At 54.7% G+C, this 20721-nt stretch carries 25 protein-coding genes; 12 read left to right on the forward strand and 13 right to left on the reverse strand.

The genetic code is table 11. The features are described from left to right. Positions 1-5: 5 nt before the first annotated feature. The 6 genes from CKL79_RS00100 to CKL79_RS00120 form a co-directional block, all read right to left on the reverse strand. Complete coding sequence (locus CKL79_RS00100; RefSeq protein ID WP_121967556.1) at positions 6-842, reverse strand: sulfurtransferase; 837 nt, start codon at positions 840-842, stop codon at positions 6-8. A gap of 74 nt (positions 843-916) precedes the next feature. Beyond that, positions 917-1792, reverse strand: a complete 876-nt coding sequence (locus CKL79_RS00105) for an MnmC family methyltransferase (protein ID WP_121967557.1) — start codon at positions 1790-1792, stop codon at positions 917-919. A 152-nt stretch (positions 1793-1944) separates the two neighbouring features. Next, on the reverse strand, positions 1945-2175 hold the full coding sequence (locus CKL79_RS00110; RefSeq protein WP_121967558.1) for a hypothetical protein: 231 nt from the start codon (positions 2173-2175) through the stop codon (positions 1945-1947). Between the two features lie 154 nt (positions 2176-2329). Beyond that, positions 2330-2452 carry a YdeI/OmpD-associated family protein gene (locus tag CKL79_RS23695; protein WP_240518564.1) on the reverse strand — a complete coding sequence of 41 codons (123 nt, stop codon included), beginning with the start codon at positions 2450-2452 and terminating at the stop codon, positions 2330-2332. Next, positions 2436-2609, reverse strand: a complete 174-nt coding sequence (locus tag CKL79_RS23700) for a hypothetical protein (RefSeq protein ID WP_240518565.1) — start codon at positions 2607-2609, stop codon at positions 2436-2438. Before CKL79_RS23700 ends, CKL79_RS23695 begins: the two co-directional genes overlap by 17 nt. A gap of 6 nt (positions 2610-2615) precedes the next feature. Further along, positions 2616-3062 (reverse strand): YaiI/YqxD family protein, encoded by a 447-nt coding sequence (locus CKL79_RS00120; protein ID WP_121967559.1) that lies wholly within the window; start codon positions 3060-3062, stop codon positions 2616-2618. Between the two features lie 179 nt (positions 3063-3241). On the opposite strand from CKL79_RS00120, the gene CKL79_RS00125 reads away from it, so the two are divergent. The 3 genes from CKL79_RS00125 to CKL79_RS00135 all read left to right on the forward strand — a co-directional run bounded on the left by CKL79_RS00125 (position 3242) and on the right by CKL79_RS00135 (position 5597). Then, positions 3242-3805: a hypothetical protein gene (locus tag CKL79_RS00125; RefSeq protein ID WP_121967560.1), complete on the forward strand. Its 564-nt coding sequence runs from the start codon at positions 3242-3244 to the stop codon at positions 3803-3805. A 190-nt stretch (positions 3806-3995) separates the two neighbouring features. Next, a complete protein-coding gene (locus CKL79_RS00130) occupies positions 3996-4619 on the forward strand; it encodes a pentapeptide repeat-containing protein (RefSeq protein WP_121967561.1) in 624 nt (207 codons plus the stop codon). 75 nt (positions 4620-4694) lie between these two features. Continuing rightward, a complete protein-coding gene (locus CKL79_RS00135; RefSeq protein ID WP_121967562.1) occupies positions 4695-5597 on the forward strand; it encodes an alpha/beta hydrolase in 903 nt (300 codons plus the stop codon). A gap of 13 nt (positions 5598-5610) precedes the next feature. Here the strand turns inward: CKL79_RS00135 and CKL79_RS00140 are convergent, their stop codons facing one another. Further along, a complete protein-coding gene (locus CKL79_RS00140; RefSeq protein ID WP_205878937.1) occupies positions 5611-7914 on the reverse strand; it encodes a serine/threonine-protein kinase in 2304 nt (767 codons plus the stop codon). Between the two features lie 185 nt (positions 7915-8099). On the opposite strand from CKL79_RS00140, the gene speE reads away from it, so the two are divergent. From speE to CKL79_RS00175, 7 genes are all read left to right on the forward strand, one after another. Further along, complete coding sequence (speE, locus tag CKL79_RS00145; RefSeq protein WP_121967563.1) at positions 8100-9407, forward strand: polyamine aminopropyltransferase; 1308 nt, start codon at positions 8100-8102, stop codon at positions 9405-9407. Between the two features lie 27 nt (positions 9408-9434). Next, positions 9435-10496, forward strand: a complete 1062-nt coding sequence (locus tag CKL79_RS00150; protein WP_121967564.1) for an agmatinase family protein — start codon at positions 9435-9437, stop codon at positions 10494-10496. Between the two features lie 48 nt (positions 10497-10544). Beyond that, positions 10545-11144 (forward strand): tetratricopeptide repeat protein, encoded by a 600-nt coding sequence (locus CKL79_RS00155; RefSeq protein WP_121967565.1) that lies wholly within the window; start codon positions 10545-10547, stop codon positions 11142-11144. After that, positions 11132-11893 (forward strand): DUF3153 domain-containing protein, encoded by a 762-nt coding sequence (locus CKL79_RS00160; protein ID WP_170943906.1) that lies wholly within the window; start codon positions 11132-11134, stop codon positions 11891-11893. Before CKL79_RS00155 ends, CKL79_RS00160 begins: the two co-directional genes overlap by 13 nt. An 82-nt stretch (positions 11894-11975) precedes the next feature. After that, positions 11976-12626, forward strand: a complete 651-nt coding sequence (gene upp / locus CKL79_RS00165) for a uracil phosphoribosyltransferase (RefSeq protein ID WP_121967567.1) — start codon at positions 11976-11978, stop codon at positions 12624-12626. A 70-nt stretch (positions 12627-12696) separates the two neighbouring features. Further along, entirely contained in the window at positions 12697-13026 is a 330-nt protein-coding gene (locus CKL79_RS00170) for a gas vesicle protein (RefSeq protein WP_121967568.1), read from the forward strand. A gap of 132 nt (positions 13027-13158) precedes the next feature. Continuing rightward, the gene (locus CKL79_RS00175; protein ID WP_121967569.1) at positions 13159-13464 is read left to right on the forward strand and encodes a YggT family protein; all 306 of its coding nucleotides are present in this window, start codon (positions 13159-13161) and stop codon (positions 13462-13464) included. 114 nt (positions 13465-13578) lie between these two features. On the opposite strand, the gene CKL79_RS00180 is transcribed toward CKL79_RS00175, so the two are convergent. The 4 genes from CKL79_RS00180 to CKL79_RS00195 all read right to left on the reverse strand — a co-directional run bounded on the left by CKL79_RS00180 (position 13579) and on the right by CKL79_RS00195 (position 17034). Continuing rightward, positions 13579-14046 (reverse strand): hypothetical protein, encoded by a 468-nt coding sequence (locus CKL79_RS00180; RefSeq protein ID WP_121967570.1) that lies wholly within the window; start codon positions 14044-14046, stop codon positions 13579-13581. A 115-nt stretch (positions 14047-14161) separates the two neighbouring features. After that, complete coding sequence (locus CKL79_RS00185) at positions 14162-15049, reverse strand: shikimate dehydrogenase (protein WP_240518566.1); 888 nt, start codon at positions 15047-15049, stop codon at positions 14162-14164. 15 nt (positions 15050-15064) lie between these two features. Beyond that, positions 15065-16477: a DUF3370 domain-containing protein gene (locus CKL79_RS00190; RefSeq protein ID WP_121967572.1), complete on the reverse strand. Its 1413-nt coding sequence runs from the start codon at positions 16475-16477 to the stop codon at positions 15065-15067. A gap of 47 nt (positions 16478-16524) precedes the next feature. Continuing rightward, positions 16525-17034, reverse strand: coding sequence for a peptidase C15 (locus CKL79_RS00195; RefSeq protein ID WP_121967573.1), 510 nt, complete (start codon positions 17032-17034; stop codon positions 16525-16527). Positions 17035-17153: 119 nt separating this feature from the next. Here CKL79_RS00195 and hisH point away from each other — a divergent pair, with 119 nt between their 5' ends. Next, on the forward strand, positions 17154-17795 hold the full coding sequence (hisH, locus tag CKL79_RS00200; RefSeq protein ID WP_121967574.1) for an imidazole glycerol phosphate synthase subunit HisH: 642 nt from the start codon (positions 17154-17156) through the stop codon (positions 17793-17795). A 17-nt stretch (positions 17796-17812) separates the two neighbouring features. Next, positions 17813-18520: a M15 family metallopeptidase gene (locus CKL79_RS00205; protein WP_121967575.1), complete on the forward strand. Its 708-nt coding sequence runs from the start codon at positions 17813-17815 to the stop codon at positions 18518-18520. Here the strand turns inward: CKL79_RS00205 and CKL79_RS00210 are convergent. After that, on the reverse strand, positions 18507-18938 hold the full coding sequence (locus CKL79_RS00210; protein WP_121967576.1) for an ATP-binding protein: 432 nt from the start codon (positions 18936-18938) through the stop codon (positions 18507-18509). The genes CKL79_RS00205 and CKL79_RS00210 overlap by 14 nt on opposite strands. Beyond that, on the reverse strand, positions 18932-20620 hold the full coding sequence (locus tag CKL79_RS00215; protein ID WP_121967577.1) for a SpoIIE family protein phosphatase: 1689 nt from the start codon (positions 20618-20620) through the stop codon (positions 18932-18934). The genes CKL79_RS00210 and CKL79_RS00215 overlap by 7 nt, the downstream gene beginning before the upstream one ends. Positions 20621-20721: the final 101 nt, after the last annotated feature.

Consider the following 20721-nt stretch of genomic DNA (forward strand, 5'->3'; position numbering starts at 1 on the left):
AAACCTCAATCAGAATCGGAGCACCAGTCGCTCCAGCCACCGGGATAGAGTTTGTGCATGGGGTGGCCTGCCATGACCAGCGCAAATAAGTTGACGCAGGCTGTGACGCCAGAACCGCAGTAAACAATGATTTCGTCATTGGGGTTGAGCCCTGCCCAGTGAGCGGAGAGTGCGGCGGAACTTTTGAGCTGACCTGAGTCTGTCGTGATCTCCTGCCAGAATGAGTTGACTGCGCCGGGGATGCTGCCTGCAATCGGGTCGATGGGTTCTACTTCGCCGCGAAAGCGTTCGGGCGATCGCGAATCCACCACCACCACCCCAGGCAAGTCTTTCCGCTGCCGCACCGTTTCAATATCTACCGTCCACCCCAACTGAGGATTTGGTTCAAAGCCACCAGTTTTTGCAGGTGGAATATCCTGGCTCAGCGGCAATCCAGCCACCTGCCACGCCCCAATTCCACCATCCAAAATCGCCACCCGATCATGACCGAGATAGCGCAGCATCCACCACAGCCGGGCCGCAAAGGCAAAGCGAGAGTCGTCATAGATAACAACCTGAGTCGGGCCAGCGGGAGGTTCAGAATGAATGCCGATTGAGTTGAGTTGGCTTGCGAACTGCTTCCAGTTGGGTAAGGGATGACGACCGCCGTGCGATTGAACAGGGCTGGAGAGATCCTGATTGAGATCGAGATAGTAAGCGCCGGGGATGTGGCCTGACTGGTACTGATTGCGGCCTTGCTCAGGCTCGCTCAGGGAAAAGCGAGTATCGACGATCACGACTTTTGGATCGTCCAAATGCTGCGATAGCCACTGAACGTCTGTTAGATAAGGAGACTCTGCCATAGTAAGGGCGAAAATGGGCGACGCTTCATTATCCGCTGGGCTCGGCGACCTGTGAAGGTTTGAGCGTAGTGTGGTCATCGACTGGCAGCCGCCCATCGCTGTCGCCAAGAACCAGCCGGGGGCAAGGGGGAGCGCGCCTGCTCTTGAGTGCGTCGCACCAGTATCTCTTCAGTCGTAGACTGTAAAGTTGGGTCGCGGTAGGGTACAGCCGCGCGCGTTTGAAGATGCTCCTGCTCCTGCTGAGACAGCGCGGATGACCCACCTGACGAATAGCTCGCGAGGGTGCCCGGCCATTTCCGTCCGCCTGCTGGAATAGATCCAATCGAGAGACCAGCCAGTTTTAGCGCTGAGCGCACAGCCGCCGCGCAGGAGTAGGTTACAAGCTGGCCGCCCTCGGGACACAAACATTGGGCGACTAGCTGTAAAAATTCTACTGTCCATAGCTGGGGGCAGTGAGGCGGCGAGAAGGGGTCGAGAAAAATAACGTCGGCTTGCCACCCCTGCTCGACCAGCGGCTGAATCTGCTGGCGGGCATCGCCCAAGAGAATATGAGCAGTTAGAGGGTCGCGTTCGGCTGTGCAGGTCTTGGCAAGGTCGTTCAGTATTTGCTGTACGGCTGGCTCGTAGCGCTGGGTGAGTTGGTGAGCGATCGCACTTCGCCCCACTTCAATATCAATTTCCAGTGCCTTAATTTCCACATGGCAACGGTCATTCGCCTGCCAAATAGTCTCCAGCGCCGCTGCTGTGTTATAGCCCAAGCCGTAGCAGACATCTAATATTTTGAGCGGTGAATCAGCGGGTTGTTGCTGCGATCGCTGTGCCAGTCGAGTTGTCTCGACGTAAGTCTGCTGCGCTTCATGATGAGCCCCTTCGCGGCTGTGAAACCACTCGCCAAACACCGCTGAGTAAAATGTGCTCGACCCGTCACCAGTCTTAACAGGCGTAAACATTGCGCTTAGTCAGTGAACGAAATCTCCACATTTAGCAGTTTCGACTTTAGATAAGGCAACAGCGCATCTATAAAAATGACAGTGCCGAGCATTTCCAACTCTTCATAGGTCAATGCCAGGCTGTCCGCCATGGGATACATCATTCTGGGCAACTAACTGCATACTCGATATCTTACCGCAACCATTTCCATTCCCAGCGCGCCGCCGACAAACGTGCTCCCTGCTATCAAAAACAGGCGTCGCATCCTTTTGAGCAGAGCCAAGATGAACCTGACATACCCTAGTAAAAAGACCACCACCAGAAAGGCCGCAGGAATAACCCAAGCGAAGTGTAAAAAGCCTTCCGTATTCAGCAGACTTTGCAGTACCAATCGGACGCTCATGAAAAGAAAGCGCCTCGTCAAACGATAGATATAGAAATATTTAGAGACAATAGCTGCCAATGCCGTACAAATTTCCCACGGCTGATCTTTGTTGGGTGAGCAATGGCGCACAGAAGCAGCGATAGGGCCTGTAAATAGATCAAAGTGTCTTCAGTCAGATCGCCCTTATGTTTTGAGCGACGAGGGTAACCGTCTTTTCGATCCGCTGCTGCCGGGTTTGCTCGCGCCTAGCCATTTTGATCCACTGCAAAATGCCTTTTTTAGCAGAAGGGCTCAACTCTTCGAAATACTCTGCTGCTGTAGGAGAGATAGCGATCGCCCGTATGTTTTTTGTAGGTGACCAGCCAGATACTCTCCGGCTGCTGATGGTGAGCCGCTAGCCAGTTTCGCCAGGCGGCTCGACTGGTAACTTCAACTTGCTCAAAGTCTTTCATTGCGCTTTACTGCTGATGTTTTGCCAAAAATCGGTCTAGCTGATTGGCGAAGTTGGCTTTGTCCCGATTGTTTAAAGGGGGCGGGCCGCCGCCAACGGGTTCTGCGCCGCCGCGAAAAGATTCCATCAGGTTGCGGACAGAGAGGCGATCGCCAATATTTCGGCTCGTATACTCATCGCCCCGGGGGTCAAAGGCATAGCCGCCTTTCTCCAATACCTTAGCTGCTAGGGGAATGTCTGCTGTCACCACCAGATCACCCGGTACCAGCAGTTCTACAATCCGATTGTCAGCCCCATCGAAGCCCGCTGGCACAACTAGCATTTCTACATAGGCAGGCACCTGCACTGGCTGATTGGCGACTAGCGTCAGCGGGCACCCCGTCCGTTTTGCCGCCCGAAACAAAATCTCCTTAATCGGATTGGGACAGGCGTCAGCATCTACCCATATTTGCATCGGTTCGCTCCTGGTTCGCAGCCCGGTGAATTCACTTAAGCGCTAGCGCTCAGCCCAGTTTACAACAATAGAAGTTGGTCGATTTCACCCATGATTTCGCGAGTAAAAGGCCTTAGGCTATCGGGCAGTCTGGCTATTCCGACTGCCTTAGCACCTATACACAGCCGCTGCTATTTACTATGCTGCCGTCTTTTTTTGCGCCATTGCGCTGCTCTCTGCGTCAAGTTTTTCCGCTGGTGATGACGGTAATCGCAGTGGCGAATCCGGCGATCGCTCAGCCCCTCACTGCTCCTTTTGTCAGGTCGGCAGAAAGCTGGCCTATCAGCCAAACCAAACAAGCCCTGACCTTTGACCAGTTGATGAACGTGGGCTACGCCGCCTCTCGCCAGGGCGACTTTAATACGGCCCTGATCAACTTCCGACGGGCGTTAGCGCTGCAGCCCAATCAGCCCTACGCGCAGGCCGCCGCTGACAACATGATTTACTACATTCACTACGAGCGCACCGCGCCGCGCCGCCGGGCCATCAGTCAGCTAGAAGCGCGCCTGGCCACGGCCACCAGCCAAAAAGATTGGGTTTGCGCCGCCACCACACTCGACCAGCTAGCCACCTACGCCGAACCTAACTCCCTCAACCAGGAGCGCCTCATCGGTCAGCGGGGAGAAATCAGCGGCTTGCTCGATGCCCGTATAGACTACGAGCGCTGGTCCACGGTTTGTACGGCTGCTGGCCCCGTTTATTAAAGACAACCAGGCTCCATTGCTACCAGTTTTTACGACCCAAAGTCTTGTCACCGTCGTTACATTTTGTTACATTAATGGCAGTTAATGTAGCTTCACAATTTTCCCTCGAAGGGGTCGGGCCTTGCCAGATGAGGTCATTGCCCTTTTTTGGAGAATTTTGTCAGCGACAGGTAATTAGACAGTAGGTAGAATGGACGCTTATCTCAGCCCTGCCCAACTTTTAAAGCACTACGTCGCAGGTCAGCGCAGTTTTGAGCGGGCCGACCTGCGAGAGTGTAATTTGTCATCCTTTCAGCTACCTGGCGTACAGCTATGCCGGGCCGATTTCACTAGCGCTAACCTCAGTCAGGCAAACCTGGACGACGCTAATTTGACGGGAGCTATGATGTGGCGGGCCAATTTGCAGCGAGCCAGCCTACGGTGGGTCAATCTACATCAGGCTGTGATGGTGCGCAGTGATGCCGGCGGCGGTGATTTCAGCGGGGCGAGTTTGCAGCTCACCGATTTGCGCCTGGCTAATCTGCAGGATGCCTGTTTTGCAGGGGCGGATCTGCGTGGGGCTAAGCTCTGCTATAGCGATCTGCGCAGCGCTGACTTTACGGGCGCAGACCTGACGGGCGCAGACCTGACGGGCGCAGACCTGCTCGGCGCTCGGATGGAGGCTGTTTGTTGGCGATCAACGACGCTGCACCAGGCCCAGTTTGATCAATCCCAATTTAATACCGGCCTGACGCTGGCGGCTGAGTTTAGCAATGCGGCTTTACCGCGCCGACACCGTCTCTTGTCGGGAGAGTCACCCCTGACTATGGTCTAAGCTTGAGGCTCTATTAAGTCTAGATAAGTCTAGAAATTAGAGCTTGGAATTTTAGGGTGCGGCTAAGGGAAGTTTATGGAATTTTATAGCTGGCAAAACTATCGCTGTGCCTTTGAGCGGGTGCCCGGACAGCGTCAGCCCGCACTGCTGCTGATTCACCCAATTGGGGTCGGCCTTTCTCAGCGATTTTGGCAGCCCTTTGTGCAGCAGTGGATGCAGGGTGACGAGTCGGCTCGCAATATGATCTACAGCCCTGATCTGCTGGGCTGCGGTGAGAGTGATATGCCAGCGCGAGCCTATGCCCCTGAAGTCTGGGCCGAGCAGCTTGATTACTTTATCGAACATGTGGTGCAGGGGCCGGTGATCTTGGTTGTGCAAGGGGCACTGCTGCCGGTGGCGGTGCGACTGATGGCGCTGCCTGCTGCTACCAAGGTAAAAGGGTTGGTGCTTTCTGGCCCACCGGCTTGGCGGCTGATGACGACGCCTTCGGCTACCTGGAAGCAACGGCTGAGCTGGCAGTTGTTTGAGTCACCCTTGGGCAATTTGTTTTACCGCTATGCGCGGCGCGCGTCGTTTCTGCGGTCGTTTTCTCAGCGGCAGCTGTTTGAGCACGCAGAAGATGTGACTGACGACTGGCTGGCGATGCTCAAGGCCGGATCGCAGGAGATGGCCAGTCGCTACGCGGTATTTTCGTTCTTGGCGGGTTTCTGGCGGCAGGACTATGCCGATGCGATCGCCCACATCCAGCAGCCCACGCTGATCGTTATGGGTGAAACCGCTTCTAGCATTGATCGCACGACTGCCAAACAGACCGATGCCGATGCTGAAATCGCCAGTCAGCAGCGCCTGCAAACCTATCTTGAGCACTTTCCTCATGCTCAGGGTGTGCAAGTGACCGGACGCAATGTGATGCCCTATGAGTCAGCGCCTGAGTTTGTGCAGGCGATCGCGCCTTTCATAGCCGATTTGACCGAATAAGAAGCCAAAAGGATTACGGCGTGCCGGTTTCGTCTGGCTCTTCGATAAAGGGTTCAGTAGTCTCGTCGGGTGTCTCGGTACTGCCCTCTGGGTCTTCTGCCGGGTCTTCCTCGGGTTCGGCGGGCGGTGTGGTCGTGACATTATCGACAGCGATCGCTAGCTGATAGGTAATCGGTTCGGCAGAGCGATTGACCGCGACGACCTCGTAGTAGCCGGTTTGGGTGACCGCCCCTGACCAGGTGGTATCTTCCGAATCGGCCAAAACAAACGGACTTTCGTCTGTGGGCTGAGGGAGATAGATAGAGAGCAGCGTGCTTTCGGCTGGGGCCGACAGGCTGAGTCGCAGCAGCTGACCGGTGGTTAGCTGCATGGTATAAACTCTGCCTTCTCCCGGCTTAAGGGTACCGCTGACATCCTGCCTAAAAGCGCCAGAGGCGAACTGTACTTCTTCTCTGAGTGCGCCAGATTCGATTGAGCGCGCGCGGTCGTCAGCCAGGGCGTAGTAAACCTGACCGACGGGCTGATTGAGAAAGTCGCTGCCCGACTGGCGAGGAAATAGCTGGAAAAACTTAGTATCGACCAGGTCGTAGAGCGATCGGGTGCCGACATTGACTGCCGCAATCTGCGACTCCCAGCGGCTGCGGCTATCTTCGCTATAGCTGCCCATGGCGCTGAGGCTGCGCTGACTGAGGTTGGTTTCTAAGGTATCGAGCAGATCGAGGGCGATATTGTCCCACCGGATTCGCAGCGGTTCATCTTCTGGGGCAGTGGTTAATGCTTTGGGGCCGCCGTCTACGCCGCTATTGCGCAGCGCTGGATATTCCTGGTAAAAAAGCTGGTTGACCAAGCGGGTAAAATAGTCTTGATCGATGCCTAACCCTTCCCGGCGGCGCTGAATTTCTTGCTTACGGGCGGCTTCTGCGGGCGAATACTCTGTTTGCGACTGCTCTGTGGGGTCAGTCCTCTCGGCTCCCTCGCCTGAGGGTCGATTCCAAAACCGTACTAGCGCAAACAGCAGTAAAGTAGTGACGATGCCTATGACTACTAGCAAGCCAATCAGTGCCTGCTTAGGGTCGGGCCGACCAAACGTCTGGGACTCAGGTTCAACCTCGGGCTCATATACATCTGCCGATTTTTCTAGCTCTCTTTCTGCTGCCGACTCGTCTGCACCGGGCGATGCCATGAGCGTGGCGGCGTCTTCGTCATCAAGCGGCTCTAAGCCCATAGGCACGATTGGCTGGGTGCCTGGCGAGGGCGCGGCATCAACGGGCGGATAAATTGCGCCAGCGACAACGTTCAGATCGTCTACAGGCGCACGCCGGGTGGAAGTGTCTACGCTTCTCAGGGCTGTCAGGACGGCTTCAGCGCTGGGAAATCGCGCTGCTGGGTCTGATGACAGCATTTTTGAAAGAATTTTGCCCAGCTTAGGGCTAATGGCGTCGTAACCGGTCCAGGTACCGTGGTAGGGGTCGTTGAGCACCTGCGGCTCTTTGCCATTGGCCAGTACCAGCATGGTGGCAGCTAGGCTGTAGAGGTCGCTGGTTGGGTCAGCGTCGCCGCTGCTCATTTGCTCGGGGGGCACGTAACCCACTTTGCCGATGCGAGTAGCGGCTGGCCCTGCGCCCTCAATGGCAAGCTGGCTGCGTACTGCTGCGGCAATCTCCTTAACACTGCCGAAGTCAATCAGTACAGGCAATCCGTCTGACTGGCGCAAAATCAGATTGTCAGGGGAGATATCGCGATGTATCAGACCTAAGCTGTGGATGTATGAAAGGACAGGCAGCAGCTGGTAGAGCAGCTGAGTGATTTCAGTTTCGGTAAACTGACCGCCAAACTGCTGACGCTCTTGCAGTAAAGTTTGATAGGTTGGGCCTTCGACATAGTCTTGTACTAAAAACAGCTGGCCGCTAGTGTCTGAGTTGACTTCTAGCAGCTGCCGAAATTCGGGAATTTGCTTGTGGCCTAGCTGATAGAGCACGTTGGCTTCGCGCTCAAATAGCTCTTTGGCTTTATCGAGTGTGGCTTTATCCTCTACTTGCGGGAGAAATTCTTTGATGACGCAAAGCTCGTTGTAGCGGTGCAGGTCTTTGGCCAGGTAGGTTTGGCCAAATCCGCCGCGCCCTAGCTCGCGGATAACTTCGTAGCGATCGCCCAAAGGCGACGTTGACGAGCCTAGCCCACCACCTGCATTCATGAACGATTCTCCTGAGAGTAAATGAGAGGACTCTATAACTTTGGCCAGATCGCTGAAGACACTCGCTAGACCTACAATCTTTGCGTAGAAGCGGCGACCTAGCTGGTGATCGTCCTCAGGCATAGCATATTTGCTTTCAATAGACTAGCGGGTTTTGCCCAAGCCAAGGCTTACCGGCTGGAGCTATAGCCGGTTTCTACAGTATTTTTAGACTGACCTGGCCCTGCTACTTGTCTCTGTCATTTGTCTGTCATTTGCCTTACCTCGCCCACAACCTATCTAGAAAAGCATCTGCTTTGTGTTTGCTTATGAAGTCTCTCGGTCGCCATATTTTAGTCGAATTCCACGGCTGCTCCGCCGAAATTTTGAACGACGTGCCCCGGATTGAACATGACATGCTGGCGGCAGCGACTCAGTCAGGCGCGACGATTATCAACTCGGTATTTCACCATTTTTCACCCTTTGGCGTTTCGGGGGTGATTGTCATTCAGGAGAGCCATCTGGCAATTCATACCTGGCCTGAGTATCGCTATGCGGCGGTCGATCTATTTACCTGTGGGGACTCGGTCAATCCGTGGGTGTCTTATGAAAGCCTCAAGCTGGCGTTTCAGGCTGAGCATGGGTCAGCCATTGAGCTAAATCGCGGTCAGCTAGAGCTGCTGGAGAAGACGGATATTGACTTAGGTGAGATGCGCGATACGGCGACTCAAAAGATTATGCCGCCTAAGCACAGCCGCAGCGTTTGGTTTACCGATAAGGACGAAAATATTGCGCTGTCGATTCGGCATAAGGGCGATCGCATTTTTCAAGAGCGATCGCCCTATCAGCTCGTCGAAATTTTTGACACCTTCAAGTACGGCAAAATGCTCACCGTTGACAAAATGGTGATGTGCAGCGAAAAGGACGAAACTGCCTATCATGAGATGATCATCCACGTGCCGATGCTGGTGAACCCGCAGGTGAAAAACGTGCTGGTAATCGGCGGCGGCGACGGCGGCAGCGTTCGCGAAATTTTACGTCATCCGCAGGTAGAGCGCGTCACGATGGTGGAGATTGACGAAGCGGTGGTGCGGGCTTCGCGTGAGTTTTTGCCCTCGCTGTCATCTTCGCTAGACGACCCTAAGCTCAATTTAATCATTGGCGACGGCATTGAGTACCTGAGAAATGCCGAATCTGAAAGCTTCGACTTTATCGTGGTCGATTCTTCTGATCCGGTGGGGCCGTCGGTGGGGCTCTTTAGCGCTGAATTCTACAAAAATGTCCACCGCTGCTTGACTCCCGACGGCATGATGGCCGCTCAGAGCGAATCGCCCCGGTTCAACCAGGCCGCTTTTATCGATTTGAGTCACTGCCTGCGGAGTATCTTTGAGCCGCAAAATGTCCATGTCTATCTAGCCTTCATCCAAACTTATCCGACGGGCATGTGGAGCTTTACCTACTGCACCAAAAACGGCGTTCATCCGGTGGCAGCGCTCGATACTGACAGCGCGGCGCAGTTTGCCGCTGACCACGATTTGCAGTACTACAACCCCGAAGTTCACCAGGCGGCTTTTTGTCTGCCAACGTTTATTAAAAAGATGCTGGCTCGCCCATCTGTGGCCGAGGCGTCTCGCTAAATTTTGGGCTAATGCTGAGCGGGTGCGATGTTAGATAAATCAAATAAACAGCAGATTATTGCCGGGTTTGACCCCAGCGGTGTCGGCTTGAATAACGGCAATATCTTTGGCTTTCCCTTTGCCTATGACACTGCCAACATCATCATCTTAGGAGTGCCCTGGGAGGTGACGGTCTCTTTTCATAGCGGCACAGCGAAAGGGCCACAGGCGACCCTAGCGGCCTCTCCCCAGCTCGATTTTTATGACTATGACAATCCGAACGGCTGGCAGCAGGGAATCTATATGCCGCCGATTCCTGAGTGGATTGGGGCGCAGAATAGGGCGCTGCGATCGCCCGCCCAAAAGATCGTCCAGGCCACCGAGCAGGGAATTTCAATTTCAGCGCCTGACTTAGCCGCTGACCTAGCTTCTGACTTAGCGCAGGTGAACGCAGGCTGCGAGCAGCTGAACCAGTGGCTCTTGGCCGAAGTGCGTAAAGCGCTGGCGGCAGGCAAAAAAGTCGGCGTTGTGGGCGGCGATCACAGCGTTCCTCTGGGGGCAATGCAGGCGCTAGCTGAAAAATATCCGAGCTTTGGCATTCTCCATATCGACGCTCACTGCGATCTGCGCGATGCCTATCAGGGTTTCCGCTATTCTCACGCTTCGATTATGCGGAACGCGCTGGCACTGCCTCAAGTGTCCAGGCTGGTGCAGGTGGGCGTGCGCGACGTTTCTCCTCGGGAGATTGAGTTTGTTCAGGCTTCGCAAGGGCGAATTGTGCTGCATCACGATACGGCATTGAAGCGATCGCGTTACGACGGCACCCCCTGGCGCGACCTCTGCCGTCAGATCATTGCCGATTTGCCTCAGCAGGTTTATGTCAGCTTTGATATTGACGGGCTCGATCCCAAGCTGTGCCCAGCGACAGGCACCCCCGTTCCTGGCGGGCTGGAGCTAGATGAAGCGTTTTGCCTGCTGCGAGAAGTGGCCGACAGCCGCGAAATTATCGGGTTTGACCTGTGTGAAGTTGGCCCTGATGAGTGGGATGGCAATGTCGCCGCTCGGATTGTTTACAAACTGTGCAATCTGATGGGTCTCACCAGCACCTAGCCAGCGCGATACACTAGAAACCGACAAAAGACGAACTCTCAGCTATTCATGACTTTGGAACCAGGGCAGTCTCCCGCCTCCACCCCAGATCCCGCCACTCCCGATGCTTTACGCCGCGCCCTCAACAAGCTCGATCAGGACGAAAAAAAAGCCCTAGCGACTGAAGCCTTCAACCTGGGTCAGTCAGCGTTTGAACGGGGCCGTTACCGGCGGGCGATCGCCCATTTTCAAACCGCTCGTACCCTGACTAACCCCATTGGTGCCCGAGGCGGCGAAATTCAGCTCTGGCTGGTGAATGCCTACATCGCCACTGGTGAGCAAGCCGAAGGACTGGTCCTGTGCCGTAAGCTCGTCGTTCACCCCGATCTAGAGACCAGCCGCCAGAGCAAACGCTTGCTCTACATTTTAGAAGCCCCTGAGCTGGAGCTAAAGCCAGAATGGGTTACGCAAATCCCCGACCTGGCAGACCTGGACGACGACCAGACCCGCCGCTATGCTCAAACGCCTAAGCGCCAGCGTCGGCCTAAACCCAAACCCGAACCCGAACCGCTAGACCTCAGCCAGGTCAATACCGCCGACAATCAGTTTGTCTGGATTACGCTCATCGGCATTTTGCTCACCCTGGGAGGGCTTGTTTGGTTCAGCTAAAGACCGTTCGGCGCTCTGCCACGGTGATTTGTCTGCTGCTTTGCACCTTGCTGAGCGGCTGTGTCGATTATGACCTGGGCATCCGCTTCGACAGTCAGAACCACGGCACTCTCACCCAGACTGTTCATTTAAGCGATCGCCTACTCACCCTCAGCGATACCAGCTCCCGGCAGATTTTTCAGCAGTTCACTGACCAGGCCCAAGCCCTCTCTGGTCAGGCCCATCAGATAGACCCAGAGACCCTGGCGGTCACCCTGCCCTTCTACAGCGGCGCGCAGCTCGTCGAACGTTTCAACACTTTTTACGGTAGCGACGATAGTCCGACCAACTTTTCTACCCGCCTGCTCGATCTACCCGGCGCACCCACTGTCAGCGCCCACTTAGACTTGCAGCAGCGTAACTATGTCTTCGCGCTCCGCAATCACCTCACCTACGACCTGCAAATTGACAGCGCTGCAACCCTGCCAGCTAACAGCCGGTGGCGCGTTGGCAAAGCCACTCCTAGGGAGTCTCGCAGCTGGCTAAACCTCGACTTTCACCTCACCACCCCCTGGGGCCTAACCCCAACCGATCCCCCACCCGGCAGCGTTCAAAGCCATACTGCCACCTGGCATCTAGAACCCAATCAACCGCAGCACATCGAAGCGATCTTTTGGGTACCCAGTCCGATTGGCATTGGCGGCGGGGCGATCGCCCTCCTCTGCCTGGTCGGCTACATTCTTCGATACAAACTCCTCCCGCTCAAATAATCAGCACCCCCTCTTTCCCTTCCCTCTTCCCCCACCCGCAGCCACAGCAGTATGATGATTTGAACCCCACCCCCACCGCTTCATGGCCCTACAACTGCGCGTTTACGTTCCGCCCCATCCGCTAATTAAGCATTGGCTAGGCGTCGTCCGCAGCGTCAACACACCCTCTCCAGTTTTTCGCAGCGCTATGACCGAGCTAGGCCGCTGGCTCGCCTACGAAGCCGGACGCGACTGGTTGCCCACCGTCGATATGACCATTGAGACCCCGCTCACAACCTGCCCGGCTACCTTCGTCGATCCAGAAGCTCCGATTGCGATCATCCCGATTCTACGGGCAGGTCTGGCGCTGATTGAGGGTATCCAAAGCGCAGTTCCTACTGGTAGCACGTATCATATTGGCCTGGCCCGTGACGAAGAAACGTTAGCGCCCACCTGGTATCTCAATAAGCTGCCTGAGCAGTTCACGCCTGACACCCGCGTGATTATCTCTGAGCCGATGCTGGCAACAGGCGGTACGATCATGGCAACGATGGAAGAACTTACCCGGCGCGGCGTTGATCCGGCCCTGGTGAGAATTATCTCAGTAGTGACCGCGCCGCAAGCGCTGCAAAAGCTAGCCGAAGCCTATCCGACACTGGCTGTCTATGCCGCCATCATTGACGAAGGGCTAGATGAAAATGGATTTATCGTACCGGGTCTGGGCGATGCGGGCGATCGCACCTTCGATACCTAAACGACGGCTGACCATGTTGGCCAAAAACTAAACTTATATAGACCTATCTAACTAGAACGAAGGAGGTTCCATGAGTCAAAACAACTTTGCCGGGGGATTTGTCGCAGGCGCACTGGTCGGCGGTGTGATCGGCGGCATTGTCGGCGTATTGGCCAGCAATCGGCTGCGTCGGGGAGCGCCGGACGATTTTACTCAGCTCTCAGAAGAAGAGCGCCGCCAGCTAGAAAACGCCACCGCTGAAGAACGCATGGAAATTGCCCGGCGTGGTCTAGAAGACAAAATTGCTCAGCTCAACCTGGCGATTGAAGATGTCAGAGAGCAAATGGGCAACGTTCACAACGGTCATCCACCCACTGATTTTGCGGCTTACCCAACTGCGCGTCCGGCAGAGCCAGAATAATATAAAGGTAAGTAGTGGCTGATTGGCGGTAAACCGTTCCGCAGCCAACTCCTCAAGAAGAGTCGCATCAGGTAAAATACAAAGCAAAGATAGTATTCTCTCGTTCATCTAAATCCTCAAAGACGCAAACCTATGAGCGTAGTCGCTGCCACCCTAATCACAGCCATCTCTAAATTTCTGCAAATTTACTTTGTGCTGCTGATTGTTCGTATTCTGCTGAGCTGGTTCCCTAATATCGACTGGTCAAATCCGATCTTCTCGACCATCTCTCAGCTAACCGATCCTTATCTCAACCTCTTCCGCTCGATCATTCCGCCCATCGGTGGCTTAGATCTTTCGGCGATTCTAGCTATTCTGGCTTTGCAGCTGGTGTCTGGACTGGTGACTGCTGCTGGTAGTAGCGTTGTTGCCATGACTTACGGCTACGGCGGATTCTAACAAGACGCTTTAACAGCAGTTCTGCTGCCATTGAGCCGGTATTTCGATATAAAAAACCACGCCAGGTATGATTGGCGTGGTTTTGTCGTGCTTGGAAGGGTTCTCTGGCACTAGCTATTCATCTATAGATTGATCCCAAGCCTGAAAACGTCTGACCTTGCTAGAAAATCCTGAGGCTTTAAACTTCTCAAGCGTCAGGGGAGCACGCTGCACTGAGGGGACTGAGATTCTGAAGGAAAAGTCGCTCTCACCTGCGGGTACATATTCGATGCCGCCTAAGCGAAAGCGGTTTTTCATCACCGGGCTGTTGTCAGCATCGTAGATCCGGCCAAAGATATCCGCATCGACAATATCTTTACCTGACTTGTTTACCGCTGTGCCGTAAACCATGTAGCAGGTTGCCTCCATAGATGAGCCGCTGGTGGTCAGTCCTTCGGCATAGGCGGCATCAGCAGGGCACTCTTTAGCGACTAGGTCTTTGAGTTCGATCTGGGTGAGCGCATGGGCCGCTGGCGTCCAGATCAGAAAGCAAACGCAGGCGACTAGTAAAACAGTGAAAAATTTGGAGCGTGAGAAGGTCATAGCGCGGTAACTGAGCGTTTATTCTCTCAAGCTTACCGTGAATTTAGGGCGGCCTTTTCATCCTGCTCACCTGCTCTCTAGAAACGGTTTATTTACGCCTGGCTATTAAATATAGCTATGGCTGCTGGCCTGCCAAATGATCGAGCAGCGCCTGACGCATGATGGCGACTGGTACAGGTTGCTTCAGCCAGATTTCTAGCGCCGCTGAGCCCTGCTGCACAAGCATTTCTAGTCCGTCTATGGCAGTGAGTCCGGCAGCGCTAGCCTGCTGTAAAAACTGCGTAGGTCGGGGGGTGTAGATCAAGTCGTAAGCGAGGGCGTCCTGAGGTATTAGTCCGATTTCAGCCTCGCTCAGGGGCGAAGCGGTTACCTTTGGATGCATTCCAATCGGCGTCGCATTCACGACTAGCCCAGCTTTTGGCAAATAGTCACCGAGCTGCTCCCAGTCTAAAGTTGATAGCTTTGATGCGATGTCTGCTGACCAGCTCTGAGCAAAGTGCTTGAGTTTGTCTGGCGATCGCCCCATCACCCAAATCTGCGAACATCCCAACTGATAGCAGGCTGCCACTACTGCCCGCGCCGCGCCACCATTGCCCAAAATGACCACGGGCGTACTTGACCACTCTCGATTCAGCGCCTTCAGTGGTGCTAAAAAACCGGCGGCGTCTGTATTAGTGCCGTGCCAACCGGTTTCACTGCGCCACACCGTATTGACTGCGCCAATGGCCTGTGCCACCTCACTCACGTCGTCAAGCAGCGGTATGATGCTTTGCTTGTGAGGAATAGTGATATTAAATCCCTGCACGCCGATGGCGCTAAAGCCTGCGATCGCTGCCTTTAAATCCGCCGGACGAATGGGAAAAGGTAAATAAGCGTAGTCGGCAGCGAGGTAAGCGATCGCCGCATTGTGCATCAGCGGCGAAAAAGAATGCTCTACCGGGTAGCCAATCACGCCGAGCAGTTGAGTTGTTCCCTTGATGATCATGATTGTCGGAAGCGTCATTGACCTGATAGCACTCTAGCGCGGCGATGCCTCACCAGGTAGTGCTGCCGTTTTCACAGTGAGCACCTGCGGCGGCGTGGCATCAGGCGGGTAGAGCAAATCTATGCTCACCGTGCGAGTAGACAGAGGGGCGATCATAACTGTTGCTAGCGGTTCTGCCTGCTGCCCCCGACGCTGTACAAGGTGAATATTTCCCACCTGGGGCAAACCGCTGTCGCTGCGATAGCGCACCTGCACCGGCCCGCGAAAAAAGGTCTGCGCGGCGGGTGGCTCTAAAAAGCGCAGACCATCCTGGCTGAGCTGATCTTCTTTGAGAGCGGTCTGCAAAGCGACGCTCACCGTTTGCGCGGTATCTGCCGGGTTGTATAGCGGCAGGGTCAGGCTGTATCGCACACCGTAGTTACCGTGAGCCTGATAAGCCGTGTCTAGGTAGCGGACTAGCATCGGGGCAGACTGTACCTGATCGGTGCCCATCGTGCCGCCATAGAGCAAGCTCACACCGTAGGAAAAAGCCTCTCCCGCTGCTGGAATCGTCAATCGGGGGTCAGCTGTAATCTCAGCATTGCCTGAGTCGGTAAGCGTCGCTTGCCACTGCGAGCCTTCGGAAACGCCCGCTACTCGGCCATAGATTAGCTGTTCGCCGTTGGTGATGGGTAAGGGAGTGGGGATGCGATCGCGCGGCCCAGCCAAACCACCGCCGCGTAAAAGCGACTGCCAAGAGGCCAAATCAGGCGGCGCTTCATTGCCTGCCAGGTCAGTCGTCGCCATCTGAGCCAAACTCGCGACATATACCGGCCCACTGCTCTCTAGCTGCACTAGCGTAGAGCGACCGTTAATCGGCGGCTCCAGTTCACGCACCGGAATCGGCTGATTCAAAAGCAATTCGCTTTTACCGGGTGCAACGGTCAGCACTGCCGGAAAAATCTCCTGTCGCCGACCCTGCAAAATATCGCCCATCACCCGACTACCCGGCCCCGCAAAGACAGGATTACGCGGGCCGAAAGCAACAAAATCAGGCAGCTGAATAAAAGGCGCGTCTGGTTGACTGAGATAGCTAGCGCCCGTCAGCACCCGCACGGTTACCGGCTCGGCGCTGGGGTTGTGGATCAAGACGCCTAAATACAGACTATCCAGCGCTTCAGAAGCTTCCACCTTATAGACATGGTGCGCAAACACATCAAACCGCCCCTCTAGCGGAAAATTAAGATGGGCCTCCGGCACAGCCATCCCCTCAGGTGGAAATGTGGAAAGCAAAATACCCGGCTCTCCGACCAGTTCAGGGCTGTTGCTATTCAAGACTGGCACGCTGTCGAGTTGCCCAGGCAGCGGTCTGACCTGCTGCCCTACGATTTTTTCTACAGATTGCGGGGGCATCTCCGCTGGTGTCAGCGTTTGTGCCAGTAACGTTGCAGTCAGCCAGGCGAGCATAGATTGCTTCCAAATTAACGTGTGCTTAATGTGTAAATACTCTATTGCTATTGAGATAGCCGCGCCGCGATATGAACAAAATCGTTCAAAATCAAGGCTTTGCTGGGTGGGCTCAAAGCTGGGATATGGACAAACAGCCCCTGAGTCTCCAGATTCAGCTTCTCAATGAACTCCAGAACGCTGTAGTAGAGATGATTGCAGACATACCAGCCCGCATCGTCGCTGACCTCGCTTAGCATTGTTCCCGTCAGGAGTTCTGGCAGGTTGACAGAAGTTTGTAGCACCCGAGGGCCTTTTGCCTGCTGCTCTAAAGATAAACAGCTACGCCCTTCAGCCATGCCGCAGCAAATGACGGCGCGAGGACGCAGGCGATAAATTTCACTCATCACCCGCAGCGGCGCAAGCGGAAAGCTGACCGGTACTCGCCGCAGCCAGATCGCATCGGCAGGCAGCCGCTCTTGACTATGCAGATCGGCAATCAAATCGTCGGACGAGTTGGATCGCTGATGGGCACGCCACGGCTGAAAGGAGGTGATCAGCAGCGGGCCTGTTTTCATATCGTTGGCTGTACGTGAGACAAGGTAAGCAATGGACTAGCGCTAGAGTTTCACAGTAGAGTAGTAAGGATTCTATCTCTAATGGATGCCTGCTCTAAAAAGTTCGCTGGAGGCTCGCTATGACCACCATTGCTGTAATTGACTACGACATGGGCAATTTGCACTCTGCCTGTAAAGGGCTGCAAGCTGCCGGAGCGAAGACCCTAATTACCGATTCGGTGGCTGAGATTGAGCAGGCAGACGGCGTCGTTTTACCCGGTGTAGGGGCCTTTGACCCGGCTATGGAGCATTTGCGATCGCGCCACCTGACGGGTCCCCTGCGCCGAATTGCCCGTAGTGGCAAGCCCTTTCTTGGCATTTGTGTGGGTTTGCAAGTCTTGTTTGAAGGCAGTGAAGAAGGCACTGAACCTGGCTTGGGCATTTTCCCCGGCATCGTTCGCCGGTTTCAGCGTGAGCCCGGCCTGACCATTCCGCACACGGGCTGGAACCAGCTAGCGCTTACGCAGCCCGACTGCCCGCTCTGGCGAGATGTTCCCGCCGAGGCCTGGGTGTACTTTGTGCATTCTTTTTACGCAGCCCCGAGCGACCCGGCCATCAACGCGGCGACCGTCACCCACGGTAGCCAAATTGTCACCGCTGCCGTTGCTCAGGGCAACCTGATGGCTTTACAATTCCACCCCGAAAAGTCATCGACGGCGGGTCTGCAAATTCTCAGCAATTTTGTCACCTACGTCCGTCAGACTCAGCCCGTCGCGGCCTAGCGCTAACGGCTTGCACTGTGAAACCCTACCAAAGAGTGCCTATTCAGGAATGCGGCGAGCCGCTGATGCCCATTCCCCTGACGCAGTTTGCTGTTGTCACGCCTCATCCCTATGCCGTCCTTGGCGCTCCCTATGGGAATCTGTCTCCCTACTTTTTGCGTCAGGGGGTGTTGCAAAAGCTCATACAGGCTCAGACTCACTTGCAGGCTCAGTGTCCCGGCTGGCATCTGCAAATTTTTGATGCCTACCGACCTGTAGCGGTGCAGCAGTTTATGGTGACTTATACTTTTGAGCAGTTAGCTCAGGCAGAAGGGCTCGATGTAACCGCTTTAAGTCAGACTGATCGCGACCGAATTAATGCGCAAGTTCTAAAGTTTTGGGCACTTCCTAGCCTTAATCCGGCTATGCCGCCGCCGCATAGCACCGGGGCAGCGGTCGATCTCACTGTGGTCAATGCCCAGGGAAAAAGCCTCGATATGGGTTCGGACATTGACGAAATCTCGCTGCGCTCTTACCCTGATCACTTTGCTAATAGCCCAGACTCCGATCAGCAGCGCTACCATCAGCATCGCCATTTGCTGACAGCAGCGATGGCAACCGCTGGTTTCCGTCAGCATCCTAACGAGTGGTGGCACTTCTCTTGGGGCGATCAGCTGTGGGCCTGGCAGATGGGAGAAGTCGCTCGGTACGGCAGCGCTCAGGATCTCAATATCAAACCGGCGTAATCGCCAAGTCTTTGACCAGCTTTAGACAGTTGCGATCGCCGCCCACCCGCAGCTTATACTCCACCCGATCCATAATCCGGTGCAAGATCAGCCAGCCATAGCCCCCTTCTTGAAAGTCACCCGGCGCAGGCGCAGCATATTGGTCTAGCTGAAAGCCCTCCCCCTGATCCCATACTTCCAGCGAGAGATGGTGACCCTCTAGCTCAATACGAATCAGCACCGGTAGCTCAGGCTGCTCATGATGCGCATGGCGGACAACATTGGAGTAAACCTCCACCATTACCAGCCGCAGCCGACTTTCTACCCCGCTCCAGTCAATATCTTGATCAACGACTAGCTGCAAAGATTCCAGTAGCCAATATTCTACTACCTTCAAAAACCTTAGATCGCTGGGGACCACTAATTCGGTTTTCAACATGGCATCACCTCCAGTGACAATAGCGTTTGATCGTCTTCCTGATCGGCTTCAGGCATTTGAATATAGGCGAGTAAATCATCCACGTCTAGCTCAGCAGGCTGCTGCTGTAAAAAATGCCACAGTCCCTCCTGATTTAACATAGAGCAGCTACCGCTCCCCCGATAGCTGGGCACAGTCGCTTCGGTAATGCCATCGCTAGTCAGTAAAACGATATCGCCTACTGCTAGCTCTAGTTCACCAGCCGCCGCCTGCCAGTCTGGCAAAATACCCAGGGGGACACCTCTTTCATCCAGGTACGTGGGCTGTACGGGCTCAGCTCGCCCCTGACGGCTGGCCACTAGCTGGGAGTGAGACCACACTATGGGGTAGACATGTCCGGCATTGGCATAGACTAGCCGCTTGGTCGCTTCGCTATAGCGAAGCAGCGCCATCGTGATAAAACAGTTGTTGCTCACCAAGTCAGCAGACAGGATGCGGTTGAGATTGCGCATCACCCGATCTGGATCGGGCGATTTTTCTTGAGCTAGCTCGCGGCGCAAAACCGAAATAGCGCTGGCCATAAACAGCGCAGCAGGAACGCCCTTGCCCGACACATCGCCTACTGCTAACCAGATGTCTCCTTGAGGATGCATGAAGACTTCAAAAAAATCACCGCCTACTTCTCTAGCAGGCTGACAGCGCGCCTGAATCTTAATGCCTGGAATTTCGGGCCAGCTTTGGTGCAGCAGGTTGCTTTGAACTTTTCTGGCGACCTCAAGCTCAGCTCGCATCTGCATCGACTGACGATGGATTTTTTGATAGAGCTTAGCCTGAAAAATAGCTAAAGCAACTTGCTCGGAGACGTTGTTGAGTAGCGATGTGGCACTGTCTGCCCAGGTTTGATCTGCTGCCGCTTTGTAAAGGCAGATGGTCGCAATCGGCGTGCCTTTGTCTAAAAAAGGAACAACGATTCTAGTGACGAGTTTACCCGCTATCTCTACTAATTCTGAGAAAATAGCTGAAGTCGATAGCAGCGGCGGTAGGGATTCTAGATCTAGGGTAAAGCCCTCTTCAGGCTTGCCTTCAGACTGAGCGCCATCTTGTAGAGGTCGGTAGATCAACAGAGCTTGGGGGTCGCTTTCTCCTAGCGAAGTTTCGACTGGATAGAGAATGGCTAGATCGGTATTAAAGGCTTTTCCCAGGGTAGTTACGACGGCTTGCAGGGTACTGCCATAGTCAAGAGAGCCCCGCACCGCCGTCATGATATCGTTGATTAACGACTTCTGTTGAAGGGCACGATTTAGCTCATCAGTGCGACGCTTGATGACTCTGTAAGTTTCGGCAGCTTGGGCAACAATCTCCTTGAGCTTTTTAGGTTGCCACGGCTTGGTGATGTACTTAAATACTTTGCCTGAGTTGATGGCTGAGACGAGATCTTCTACGTCGGTATATCCAGTGAGTACCATCCGAATGGTATCGGGGAAGCGCTCTACCGTCCGACTCAGAAACTCAGTGCCATTCATCTGTGGCATGCGCTGGTCGGAGATGATAATCGCCATTTCCCCCACTTCGTTGAGCAGATCCAGGGCTGCTTTGCCGCTGTCAGCTTTAAATACCTGAAAGTCTCGGCGAAAGGTCCGATACAGCAAATCTAAATTGTCAAGCTCATCGTCAACGACAAGCAGCTTCAGGTTCTCTTCCATTCTAAGCCTGTCTGCGGTTGTCTAGATAAAGTGTCCGGGGCATACTAAATTCGCTATCTCAATCAGGTTAGTCGGTGCTAGCTGCAGCCAGCGGTTCTAAT

Source organism: Leptolyngbya sp. BC1307, from assembly GCF_002286735.1.
GTDB lineage: Bacteria > Cyanobacteriota > Cyanobacteriia > Phormidesmidales > Phormidesmidaceae > Phormidesmis.